We start from the raw sequence: 11529 nt of genomic DNA, 5'->3' as shown, positions 1-11529 counted from the left end.
GACAACTGCGAAGTCGGGGCAAACACAAAAACTGTGGCAAGGGAGCTTGCCCCCGCTCAAGCGCGAAGCACTCAAAATAGCCAATCACTGGCCAACCCCTGGGGTCGCTGCACAGCCCAACGGGAGCAAGCTCCCTCGCCACAGGAGTGGTGAAATTTCAGGCAAAAAAAACCCGGAACAGAGTCCGGGTTTATTTCACTGCCTGGCTTCGATCAATGCAGGATCTGGCTCAGGAACAGTTTGGTGCGATCGTTCTGCGGGTTGTCGAAGAAGTCGTTCGGCGCAGCCTGTTCGACGATCTCGCCCTTGTCCATGAAGATCACGCGGTTGGCCACGGTGCGGGCGAAGCCCATTTCGTGGGTCACGCAGAGCATGGTCATGCCGTCTTCGGCCAGGCCGATCATGGTGTCGAGAACTTCCTTCACCATCTCCGGGTCGAGCGCTGAAGTCGGTTCGTCGAACAGCATGATTTTCGGTTTCATGCACAGGGCACGGGCAATCGCCACACGCTGCTGCTGACCGCCGGACAGTTGCCCAGGGAATTTATGTGCCTGCTCCGGAATGCGTACGCGCTCCAGGTAATGCATGGCGATTTCTTCGGCCTTGCGCTTGGGCATCTTGCGCACCCACATCGGCGCCAGCGTGCAGTTCTGCAGGATGGTCAGGTGCGGGAACAGGTTGAAGTGCTGGAACACCATGCCGACTTCGCGGCGGACCGTTTCGATCTGCTTGAGGTCGTTGGTCAGTTCCACGCCATCGACCACGATCCGGCCCTGCTGGTGTTCTTCCAGACGGTTGAGGCAACGGATGGTGGTGGATTTGCCGGAACCCGACGGGCCGCACAGGACGATACGCTCGCCCTGCTTGACGTTCAGGTTGATGTCTTTCAACACGTGGAACTGGCCGTACCACTTGTTCACGCCCTGCATCTGAATAATGCCTTCAGGGCTTGCAGGCTGTTTGATCGCTTCACTCATGACAAAACTTCCTAAATTAGGTACGGCTTTTAGCGCTTGTGGCCTGTGTCCAGCTTACGTTCCAAATGCATGGAATAGCGGGACATACCAAAACAGAAAATCCAGAACACCAGGGCCGCGAATACATAGCCTTCAGTGGCCATGCCCAGCCATTTCGGGTCGGCAGCGGCTTGTTTGACGCTGTTGAGCAAGTCGAACAGGCCGATGATGATCACCAGGCTCGTGTCCTTGAACAGCGCAATGAAGGTGTTGACGATGCCCGGGATCACCATCTTCAGGGCTTGCGGCAGAATCACCAGGCCCATGCTGCGCCAGTAACCGAGGCCCATCGCCGCGGCCGCTTCGTACTGACCTTTTGGAATCGCTTGCAGACCGCCCCGCACCACTTCGGCGACGTAGGCCGACTGGAACAGGATCACGCCGATCAGCGCCCGCAGCAGTTTGTCGAAGTTCATGCCTTCAGGCAGGAACAACGGCAGCATCACCGAGGACATGAACAGCACCGTGATCAACGGCACGCCGCGCCAGAATTCGATGAAGGTCACGCAGACCACTCGAATCGCCGGCATGTTCGAACGACGGCCCAGGGCCAGGACGATACCCAGCGGCAGAGCGCCGGCAATGCCTACGGTGGCGATCACCAGCGTCAGCATCAGGCCGCCCCACTGGCTGGTCGCCACGGTGGTCAGGCCGAACAATCCGCCATGCAGCAGGAAGTAGGCAATGATCGGGTACAGCACCAGGAAGCTCAGCCCGTACACCGCTTTACGCGGGAAGCGCGAGATGAACAACGGTGCCACGCCGATCACCGCCAGCCACACGGTCAGGTCTACGCGCCAGCGCAGGTCCACCGGGTAGTAGCCGTACATGAACTGGCCGAATCGCTGCTGGATGAACACCCAGCAGGCGCCTTCCTTGGTGCAGTCGGCGCGGGTAGTGCCGACCCAGTTGGCGTCGATGATCGCCCATTCCAGAATCGGTGGAACCACCAGGTAAATCAGGTAGAACGCGAACAGGGTCAGCAGGGTGTTGAGCCAGCTGGAGAACATGTTCGCGCGCATCCACGCCATCGGCCCGAAGACTTTGCTTGGTGGCGGCATGTCAGGTTTGAAAATATGAGTACTCATGCGCTTTTCCTTACCGCTCGATCAGCGCAATGCGCTTGTTGTACCAGTTCATCAGCAGGGAAATGCTGATACTGATCGCCAGGTACACGCTCATGGTGATGGCAATGACTTCGATCGCCTGCCCGGTCTGGTTCAGCACCGTACCGGCAAACAACGAGACCATTTCCGGATAACCGATACCGGCCGCCAGCGAGGAGTTCTTCGCCAGGTTCAGGTACTGGCTGGTCAGCGGTGGAATGATCACGCGCAGGGCTTGCGGGATGATCACCTTGCGCAGGGTCGGACCGTTGCGCAGGCCCAGCGAGTGTGCCGCTTCGGTCTGGCCGTGGCTGACCGACTTGATGCCCGAACGCACGATCTCGGCGATGAACGCCGCGGTGTACACGGTCAGGGCCAGGGTCAGCGCCAGCAGTTCCGGGATCAGCACCCAGCCACCGACGAAGTTGAAACCTTGCAGCTTGGGCATTTCCCAGTGCAGTGGGGCACCGAAGATCAACGCGCACAACGCCGGGATCACCAGGAACAACGCCAGGCCGGTCCAGAACTTGTGGAACGGAACGCCGGTGGCTTCGAAACGCTTGTTGGCCCAGCGGCACATCAGCACGATGGCGACGATGGCCACGACGACGCTGACCGCAAACGGCCAGAAACCGTCCGCCGTCAATGCGGCCGGCATGTTCAGGCCGCGGCTGCTGACGAAGAAGGTGTCACCGAAGTTATGGCTGTTGCGTGGCCCTGGCATGGTCAGGAACACCGCGAAGTACCAGAACAGGATTTGCAGCAGCGGCGGAATGTTGCGGAAGACTTCCACATAAACAGTCGCCAGCTTGGCGATGATCCAGTTCTTCGACAGCCGTGACACGCCGACGATGAACCCGAGGATCGTCGCCAGGATCACGCCGATGAAGGTCACCAGCAGCGTGTTGAGCAGGCCGATGACAAACACCCGGGCATAGCTGTCCGATTCGGTGTAGTCGATCAGGGTTTGAGCGATGCCGAAACCGGCACTGCGCTCCAGAAAGCTGAAACCGGAGGTAATGCCCCGGTGTTGAAGGTTGGTCTGCGTGTTGTCGAACAGATACCAGCCCATCGAGACCACCGCCACAATGGTGATGATCTGAAATAGCCACGCACGCACTTTGGGATCGCTGAGGCTGAGCCTCTGCTTTGGTGCGCCGATTGAATTTTGCATGAAGTGCCCCGGATGTAATGGAACAGAACATCACCCGGCGGTTGGCCCACCGGGTGATAGAACCATCAGCGCACTGGTGGTGCGTATTGAATGCCGCCGTTGTTCCACAGAGCGTTCAGCCCGCGGTCAATTTCCAGAGGAGTGCTCTTGCCGAGGTTCTTCTCGAACACTTCGCCATAGTTACCCACTTGCTTGACGATCTGGACGACCCAGTCTTTCTTCACTTTCAGGTCTTTGCCGTATTCACCGTCGGTACCCAGCAGACGTGCAACGTCCGGGTTCTTGGTGCCCTTGGCTTCGGCTTCAACGTTTTTCGAGGTCACGCCTGCTTCTTCAGCGTTGAGCATGGCGTAGCCAACCCAGCGCACGATAGCCAGCCACTCGTCATCGCCGTTACGCACGACCGGGCCCAGCGGTTCCTTGGAAATGGTTTCCGGCAGAACCACGTAGTCCTTCGGCGAAGCCAGCTTGCTGCGCTGGGCAAACAGTTGGGACTTGTCGGAAGTCAGTACGTCGCAACGACCCGATTCCAGCGACTTGGCGCTTTCATCGGAGGTGTCGAAAGTGATCGGGGTGTATTTCAGACCGTTGCCACGGAAGTAGTCGGAAACGTTCAGCTCGGTGGTGGTACCGGCCTGGATGCAGATGGTCGCGCCGTCCAGTTCCTTGGCGCTCTTGACGCCGAGTTTGTTGTTAACCAGGAAGCCGATGCCGTCGTAGTAAGTGATGAAGCCTGGGAATTTCAGACCCATGCCCGAGTCACGGGAGCTGGTCATGGTGGTGTTGCGCGACAGGATGTCGATTTCGCCGGACTGCAGCGCGGTGAAGCGCTCCTTGGCGTTCAACTGACTGAACTTGACCTTGGTCGCGTCGCCAAAGACGGCAGCGGCAACAGCACGGCAGTAGTCAGCATCGATACCAACGATCTTGCCAGTGGAATCCGGAACCGAAAAACCAGGCAGGCCATCACTGACGCCGCACTGTACGAAACCTTTCTTCTGCACTGCATCCAGGGTTGCACCCGCCTGAGCGAACCCGCTGACACCGAGTACTGCGGCTGCAGTCACGATGGCCAGGGTGGATTTCAACATCTTCATTCAAACCTCCAGTTTTGCTCTTGTTGTGTCGGAGCTTGAGTCCAGTCGCACCCTTATGAGGCGTAGTCGACCCGTGTTGGCTTTTTTTAGGGTCAACCGACGTAGGACCTGCGCTATGAGTCTAGTAGGAGAAAATCCAAATCATGGATCACTCACTTCTCACCAATCGGCCGAACGGGCTGTAGCCCTTTCACGTTCGCGAAGCCCGTAGCGGCCACTGGCGAACATCCATCACCGGATTTTTTGCTATCCCACCACGAACAATGGCCTGATAGTGTTACCGACAGGCGTGGGATTTTCGTACAGGCTTTCCTATAGCAAAGCCCGTACCAGACCGGGCGCTAAAGCGATTCAGCGACAGGTCAATAGCAAAACTTGCACCCTTGCGACATCTTCGTAACTGATCAACCCGATACGCACTCACATCACGCACTCAATGAGAGCGCACGCACACATTTGGAGCAGCCATGACCGAGCCCCTTATCCTTGAACCCGTCAAGCCCGCAGACGCCTGCGTTATCTGGCTGCACGGCCTGGGCGCCGACCGTTACGACTTCCTGCCGGTGGCCGAAGCGTTACAGGAAACCTTGCTGACCACTCGCTTCATTCTCCCTCAGGCACCGACCTGCGCCGTGACTATCAACGGTGGCTACGAGATGCCGAGCTGGTACGACATATTGGCCATGAGCCCTGCACGCGCGATCAACCGCGAGCAGCTTGAAGAGTCGTCGGACAGGATCATTAAATTGATCGACGTGCAGCGAGCCGCTGGAATAGACGCCTCGCGGATATTCCTGGCAGGCTTTTCCCAGGGCGGCGCAGTGGTGTTCCATACCGCATTCCTGAAATGGCAGGGGCCGTTGGGTGGCGTACTTGCCCTCTCTACTTATGCACCGACTTTCAGTGATGAACTGGAGCTTTGCGCCAGCCAGCAGCGCATTCCGGTGCTGTCGCTGCACGGTCAGTACGATGATGTGGTGCAGAACTCGATGGGACGGACCGCCTACGAGTATTTAAAGCAGCGTGGTGTCACCGTGACATGGCAGGAATACCCAATGGGTCACGAAGTGTTACCCGAGGAGATTCGCGACATCGGCGTCTGGCTCGGCGAGCGCTTGCGTTAACGGCTCAGCTGAAAAACAGCCCATTGATCCATCCCCCTACGCCGCGCCCGATTCTTGCATTACACTGGCCGCCGTATATTCCTTAATCAATTGATGAGATGACCGTGCTCAAAGCACTCAAGAAAATGTTCGGTAAAAGCGAGACTGAGCAGCTCGCGCCAGTCTCCAGCGCTCCGTCTCACACCCCCAGCCACCGCACCGACGGTAATCAGCCTGGCCGGACCGCACCCGTATCGGCACCGAAACACGCGCCGACGCCTGCACCAGCCACCCCCGCTGTCGAAGCCATTGCCGCTGAAACCCCGTCCGGCGAAGCCGCGAAACCTGCCAGGCCACGTCGCGAGCCCAAGCCAAAAGCACCGGTCATCCCCTGGAAACTTGAAGATTTCGTCGTAGAACCCCAGGAAGGCAAAACCCGTTTCCACGACTTCAAGCTTGCCCCGGAACTGATGCACGCCATCCAGGATCTCGGCTTTCCGTATTGCACGCCGATTCAGGCCCAGGTGCTGGGCTTCACTCTCGCGGGCAAAGACGCCATCGGTCGCGCCCAGACCGGCACCGGTAAAACCGCTGCATTCCTGATTTCGATCATTACCCAGTTGCTGCAAACCCCACCGCCAAAAGAGCGCTACATGGGCGAGCCACGGGCGCTGATTATCGCGCCGACCCGTGAACTGGTTGTGCAGATCGCCAAGGACGCCGCCGACCTGACCAAGTACACCGGCCTCAACGTCATGACGTTTGTCGGCGGCATGGACTTCGACAAGCAGCTCAAGCACCTCGAAGCGCGTCATTGCGACATCCTCGTCGCGACGCCGGGCCGCCTGCTCGACTTCAACCAGCGCGGCGACGTGCACCTGGACATGGTCGAAGTCATGGTCCTGGACGAAGCCGACCGCATGCTCGACATGGGTTTCATCCCGCAAGTGCGTCAGATCATTCGCCAGACGCCGCCAAAGAACGAGCGCCAGACGCTGTTGTTCTCCGCGACGTTCACCGAAGACGTGATGAACCTCGCCAAGCAATGGACCACCGACCCGTCGATCGTCGAGATCGAGTCGCAGAACGTGGCCAGCGAAAACGTCGAACAGCACATCTACGCGGTGGCCGGTGCCGACAAATACAAACTGCTCTACAACCTGGTCAACGACAACGGTTGGGAGCGGGTGATGGTCTTCGCCAACCGCAAGGATGAAGTGCGGCGCATCGAAGAACGCCTGGTACGCGACGGCGTCAATGCCGCGCAATTGTCCGGCGACGTGCCGCAACACAAGCGCATCAAGACGCTTGAAGGCTTTCGCGAAGGCAAGATCCGCGTGTTGGTGGCCACCGATGTCGCCGGTCGCGGCATTCACATCGACGGCATCAGCCACGTGATCAACTTCACCCTGCCGGAAGTCCCGGACGACTACGTGCACCGTATCGGCCGTACCGGTCGTGCCGGCGCCGACGGTGTGTCCATCAGTTTTGCCGGGGAAGATGATTCCTACCAGCTACCGTCCATCGAAGCGCTGCTGGGTCGCAAGATCAGCTGTGAAACGCCACCGACGCATCTGTTGCGGGCGGTTGAGCGCAAGCGCCCGTAACGCGGGCCTTGCTGAAAGAGGCGCAGCCGGAAACGGACTGCGCTTTTTTTTCGCCCCGGATATTGCTCGTGATAACTAAAAGTCCATAATGGACAAATTAGTTTACTTCCAGCTCCCGGAGCCGACCATGTCCAGCACGCCTTTTGTGATCACCCAACCCCAGGCCCGTGAATTGTTGGCACAGGTCGACGTGCCGCAGATCCTGCGCAAACTGTTCCGCGACCTGGCCACCGGGCAAGCGGTGCAACCGGCGCAGCAACTGGTGGAATTCCCCAAGGGTGCCGGCGACTTCATCAACTACCTGGGCGTGCTGGCCGAAGACGGGGTCTACGGGGTCAAGACGTCGCCCTACATCGTGCGCGAACAAGGCCCGCTGGTGACCGCATGGACCTTGCTGATGTCGATGCAGACCGGCCAGCCGCTGTTGCTCTGCGATGCGGGCGAACTGACCACTGCGCGTACCGCCGCGACCACCGCCGTCGCTGTCGACGCCCTTGCCCCGTTGAACGCCCAACGCCTGGCGATCATCGGCAGTGGCAAGGTTGCCCTGGCGCACCTGCATTACGTCAAAGGTTTGCGCGACTGGCAAAGCATCCACCTTTTCTCGCCAAACCTGAGCGACCTCAGCCCTGAAGCCCTGTCCGAGATCAAAAGCCTCGATCCACGCCTGAAGCTCGTCGACAGTCGCGAAGCGGCCGTTGAGGACGCCGACGTCATCATGCTGTGCACCTCGTCTGCTGGTCCGGTGATCGAGCCGTCCAGCCTGAGCAAACCAGCGCTGATCACCTCCATCAGCACCAACGCTCCACGCGCCCACGAAGTACCGCCGCAGAGCCTCAACGACATGCAGGTGTTCTGCGACTATCGTCTGACCACTCCGGGCTCGGCGGGCGAAATGCTGATTGCCGGTGAGCAACATGGCTGGGACACGAACGCGATTGTCGGCGACCTGCCGGACTTGATCAGCGAAAAAGTCCAGCGCCCCCGCTACGACCGCCACGTATTCTTCCGCTCCATCGGCCTGGGCCTGGAAGACATCGCGCTGGCCAATGCCATTTACCGCCTACATTCCTGACACCACAAACCCCTGTAGGAGCTGACGAGTGAAACGAGTCAGCTCCTACAGGGGATTTCTACAATTTTGGCATTTGCGCTCGACAGGAGACGTACATGAGCCAGGCAGATTTCATCATCATCGGCGGCGGGATTGCCGGCGCTTCCACCGGTTTCTGGCTGTCGCAGCACGCCCGGGTGATTGTGCTCGAACGCGAATCCCATCCGGCCTATCACTCCACCGGACGCTCGGCTGCGCTGTTCACCGCCGCTTATGGAACACCGCAGGTCCGGGCACTGACCCAGGCCAGCCGCGATTTTTTCGACGCCCCACCCGCCGGCTTCTGCGAACACCCGCTGCTGACCCCGCGTGGCGAGATGACCGTGGACTTCACCGGCGACCCGGCCGAATTGAACAATCAATACCTCAGCGCCAAGGCCACGGTGCCCGAGATGCAACTGCTCAGCGCCGACGAAGCCTGTGCACGCCTGCCGATCCTGCGCCGGGAAAAAGTCCACGGTGCGATCTACGACCCGACCGCCAGCGACATCGACACCGATGCCCTGCACCAGGGTTACCTGCGCGGCATCCGGCGCAATAAAGGTGAAGTGCATACCGACACGGAAGTCCTGAGCCTGACCCGCGACGGCGAAGACGTGTGGCAGGTCCGGACCAACGGCCAGACCTTCAGCGCCCCGGTCATCATCAACGCCGCCGGCGCCTGGGCCGACAAGATCGGCGAACTGGCCGGCGCCAGGCCGCTGGGTCTGCAACCGAAGCGCCGTGCGGCCTTCATCTTCGCCGGACCAGAAGGCGTGGACATCCACCATTGGCCGATGCTGGTCAGCCTCGACGAGTCGTTCTACATGAAGCCCGACGCCGGCATGTTCCTCGGCTCACCGGCCAACGCCGACCCGGTGGAACCGCACGACGTGCAGCCCGAAGAACTGGACATCGCCATGGGCATCTACCAGATCGAAGAAGCCACCACCCTGACCATCCGCCGTCCGACCCGCACCTGGGCCGGCTTGCGCAGCTTCGTGGCCGACGGCGACTTGCTGTCCGGTTTCGATCTGCAGGTACCCGGCTTGTTCTGGGTGGCCGCGCAAGGCGGTTATGGCATCCAGACCTCGCCCGCCATGGGCCAGGCCAGCGCCGCACTGGTGCGCGGCGTGCCCTTGCCCGAGCAACTCACGCGCTTCGGCCTGGATGCCGGGATGCTCTCCCCCGCTCGCCTGGGCTGATCCGCGTCCTCAGGTGACGTGTCGACACGATTGCGGCAAACTTCCAGCGCCCTTTTTGCAGGGCGCTGACGCTGCCTGGAGCTCCACTGTATGAACGCACCTTTAAAAGACCCGGCCCTGGACAACTTCCGAGCGATTGCCGATGCCATCGCCACGTTGTTCTTTCCCCACGCCGAGGTGGTGCTGCACGATCTGCGCACACAGAAAGTCGATTACATCGCCAATAACCTGTCGAAGCGGGAAGTCGGTGACGACTCCGCGCTGGAAGACATGCTCAGCGATGACATCAGCGAACGGAACATCGGCCCGTACGAAAAACTGAATTGGGATGGTCAGAAGATTCGTAGCCTGAGCAGCGTGCTGCGCGACAGCAACGGTCATCCACTGGCCGTGCTGTGCATCAATCTGAATATTTCGCTGTTCGAAAATGCCAAGGCCGCGCTGGACCTGTTCCTGTCACCGAGCAAGTTGATCCCGCAACCGGACTCACTGTTTCGCGATGACTGGCAGGAGAGGATCAACACCTTCCTCCACGGCTGGCTGCGCGAGCGTCAGCTGAGCCTGAACCTGCTGACCCGCGACCATAAACGCGAACTGGTGCTGGCCCTGCACGCCGAAGGCGCCTTCAAGGGCAAAAGCGCCTCCAACTATGTGGCAAACGTGCTGAACATGGGACGGGCGACGGTGTACAAACACCTGAAGGAATTGAAAGGCTGACAAGCAATTGTGGCGAGGGAGCTTGCTCCCGCTGGGTCGCGAAGCGGCCCCAAAAGATGGGCCTGCTACGCAGTCCAGGGGGAGCAAGCTCCCTCGCCACAGGTTCAGCCGCTTTAGCGGTTATTCCAGCGCCGAAGCCGGGCCGAAGAACTCATAACGGCTTTGCTTCTCAGGCACGCCCAAGGCTTTCAGGTGACGCTTCACCGCCGCCATGAAGCCTTTAGGTCCCAGGAAGTAAGCGTCCAGATCGCGCTGCTGCGGCAGCCACTCGCCCAGTTGTTCCTGGCTCAACAACCCGACCTTGTGTGCCGCCGGGCTGACGCCGTCATCTTCGTCGTAGCAATAGAAGCGCTTGAGTTGCGGGTGACGCTCGGCCAATCCATCAATCCAGTCGCGGAACGCGTGGACGCTGCCGTTGCGTGCGCAGTGGATAAAGTGCACCGGCCGCTGGGTTTCCAGCGCCGCTTCGAGCATGGCCAGGGTCGGGGTGATGCCGACGCCGCCGCTGATCAGCACCAACGGTTTGTCGCTGTCGGTCAGGGTGAATTCGCCCGATGGCGGAAACAACTGAATGCTGGCGCCTACATGCAATTGATCGTGCAGATGGTTCGAGGCGCGGCCACCGTGTTCACGCTTGACGCTGATGCGGTACTGGCCTTTGTTCGCCAGGGCTGACAGCGAATAGTTACGACGAATCTCTTCTCCATCGAGGATCAGTTTCATGCCGATGTACTGGCCGGGTTCTGCGGCGAGGATCGGACCTTTGTCCGCCGGCTCAAAGTAGAACGAGGTGATTTCCGCGCTTTCCTCGACCTTGGCCGCGACGATGAATGCCCGCGCACCGCGCCAGCCGCCCGGCGCCTGCTCTTTCTGGTCGTAGATGCTGGTTTCAGCGCCGATCAGGATTTCGGCCAGTTGACCGTAAGCGGCGCCCCAGGCACTCATCACTTCCGGCGTGGCGATCTCGTCACCCAGCACCTCGGAAATCGCACGCAACAGGCAAGTGCCGACAATAGGGTAGTGTTCCGGGAGAATTTGCAGGGCCACGTGCTTGTTGATGATCTTGGCCACCAGGTCGCCCAACTGGTCGAGCTGATCGATGTGGCGCGCATACATCAATACGCCGTTGGCCAGGGCGCGGGGCTGATCACCGCTGGCCTGGTGAGCCTGGTTGAACAGCGGGCGGACTTCCGGGTATTCGGAGAGCATCATTCGGTAGAAATGCGTGATCAATGCTTCGCCACCGCTTTCCAGCAACGGCACAGTGGATTTGACGATTGCACGGTCTTGAACGCTAAGCATAAGGTGACTCCTGAGCTACTGGGCTTTCTAATTGACTGCCCTCTCTATATCAGTTTTCGTGCCAGCTATTTAGTTGTTAAAAATCAACTACTTAAAAACATTCTAGTCA

At 59.7% G+C, this 11529-nt stretch carries 10 protein-coding genes; 5 read left to right on the top strand and 5 right to left on the bottom strand.

Annotated elements, in window-relative coordinates; genetic code table 11:
- Positions 1-212: 212 nt before the first annotated feature.
- From ACM6IQ_RS30060 to ACM6IQ_RS30045, 4 genes are all read right to left on the bottom strand, one after another.
- Positions 213-977: an amino acid ABC transporter ATP-binding protein gene (locus ACM6IQ_RS30060; RefSeq protein ID WP_017340656.1), complete on the bottom strand. Its 765-nt coding sequence runs from the start codon at positions 975-977 to the stop codon at positions 213-215.
- Between the two features lie 29 nt (positions 978-1006).
- Complete coding sequence (locus tag ACM6IQ_RS30055) at positions 1007-2104, bottom strand: amino acid ABC transporter permease (RefSeq protein WP_414880549.1); 1098 nt, start codon at positions 2102-2104, stop codon at positions 1007-1009.
- 10 nt (positions 2105-2114) lie between these two features.
- Entirely contained in the window at positions 2115-3296 is a 1182-nt protein-coding gene (locus ACM6IQ_RS30050) for an amino acid ABC transporter permease (RefSeq protein WP_017340658.1), read from the bottom strand.
- A 65-nt stretch (positions 3297-3361) separates the two neighbouring features.
- Complete coding sequence (locus tag ACM6IQ_RS30045; protein WP_017340659.1) at positions 3362-4393, bottom strand: amino acid ABC transporter substrate-binding protein; 1032 nt, start codon at positions 4391-4393, stop codon at positions 3362-3364.
- 467 nt (positions 4394-4860) lie between these two features.
- On the opposite strand from ACM6IQ_RS30045, the gene ACM6IQ_RS30040 reads away from it, so the two are divergent.
- The 5 genes from ACM6IQ_RS30040 (at position 4861) to ACM6IQ_RS30020 (ending at position 10118) form a co-directional block, all read left to right on the top strand.
- Positions 4861-5517 carry an alpha/beta hydrolase gene (locus tag ACM6IQ_RS30040; protein ID WP_017340660.1) on the top strand — a complete coding sequence of 219 codons (657 nt, stop codon included), beginning with the start codon at positions 4861-4863 and terminating at the stop codon, positions 5515-5517.
- 98 nt (positions 5518-5615) lie between these two features.
- Complete coding sequence (rhlB, locus tag ACM6IQ_RS30035) at positions 5616-7103, top strand: ATP-dependent RNA helicase RhlB (protein ID WP_414880548.1); 1488 nt, start codon at positions 5616-5618, stop codon at positions 7101-7103.
- A 127-nt stretch (positions 7104-7230) separates the two neighbouring features.
- Entirely contained in the window at positions 7231-8178 is a 948-nt protein-coding gene (locus tag ACM6IQ_RS30030; RefSeq protein ID WP_017340662.1) for an ornithine cyclodeaminase family protein, read from the top strand.
- Positions 8179-8273: 95 nt separating this feature from the next.
- Entirely contained in the window at positions 8274-9401 is a 1128-nt protein-coding gene (locus tag ACM6IQ_RS30025; protein WP_017340663.1) for an NAD(P)/FAD-dependent oxidoreductase, read from the top strand.
- A gap of 90 nt (positions 9402-9491) precedes the next feature.
- The gene (locus tag ACM6IQ_RS30020; protein WP_017340664.1) at positions 9492-10118 is read left to right on the top strand and encodes a transcriptional regulator; all 627 of its coding nucleotides are present in this window, start codon (positions 9492-9494) and stop codon (positions 10116-10118) included.
- 120 nt (positions 10119-10238) lie between these two features.
- Here the strand turns inward: ACM6IQ_RS30020 and hmpA are convergent, their stop codons facing one another.
- Entirely contained in the window at positions 10239-11420 is a 1182-nt protein-coding gene (hmpA, locus tag ACM6IQ_RS30015) for an NO-inducible flavohemoprotein (RefSeq protein WP_414880547.1), read from the bottom strand.
- Between the last annotated feature and the right edge of the window lie 109 nt (positions 11421-11529).

It is taken from the genome of Pseudomonas sp. IT-P100, from assembly GCF_949767185.1.
Taxonomy (GTDB): domain Bacteria; phylum Pseudomonadota; class Gammaproteobacteria; order Pseudomonadales; family Pseudomonadaceae; genus Aquipseudomonas; species Aquipseudomonas fluorescens_B.
This window is presented reverse-complemented; position numbering and strand designations above follow the sequence as displayed.

Bases quoted from the DNA above. Each gene is read 5' to 3' on its own strand.
- ACM6IQ_RS30055 (WP_414880549.1), bottom strand. From the start codon at position 2,104: ATGAGTACTCATATTTTCAAACCTGACATGCCGCCACCAAGCAAAGTC.
- ACM6IQ_RS30040 (WP_017340660.1), top strand. From the start codon at position 4,861: ATGACCGAGCCCCTTATCCTTGAACCCGTCAAGCCCGCAGACGCCTGC.
- hmpA (WP_414880547.1), bottom strand. From the start codon at position 11,420: ATGCTTAGCGTTCAAGACCGTGCAATCGTCAAATCCACTGTGCCGTTG.
- ACM6IQ_RS30030 (WP_017340662.1), top strand. From the start codon at position 7,231: ATGTCCAGCACGCCTTTTGTGATCACCCAACCCCAGGCCCGTGAATTG.
- ACM6IQ_RS30045 (WP_017340659.1), bottom strand. From the start codon at position 4,393: ATGAAGATGTTGAAATCCACCCTGGCCATCGTGACTGCAGCCGCAGTA.
- ACM6IQ_RS30020 (WP_017340664.1), top strand. From the start codon at position 9,492: ATGAACGCACCTTTAAAAGACCCGGCCCTGGACAACTTCCGAGCGATT.
- ACM6IQ_RS30060 (WP_017340656.1), bottom strand. From the start codon at position 977: ATGAGTGAAGCGATCAAACAGCCTGCAAGCCCTGAAGGCATTATTCAG.
- ACM6IQ_RS30050 (WP_017340658.1), bottom strand. From the start codon at position 3,296: ATGCAAAATTCAATCGGCGCACCAAAGCAGAGGCTCAGCCTCAGCGAT.
- rhlB (WP_414880548.1), top strand. From the start codon at position 5,616: ATGACCGTGCTCAAAGCACTCAAGAAAATGTTCGGTAAAAGCGAGACT.
- ACM6IQ_RS30025 (WP_017340663.1), top strand. From the start codon at position 8,274: ATGAGCCAGGCAGATTTCATCATCATCGGCGGCGGGATTGCCGGCGCT.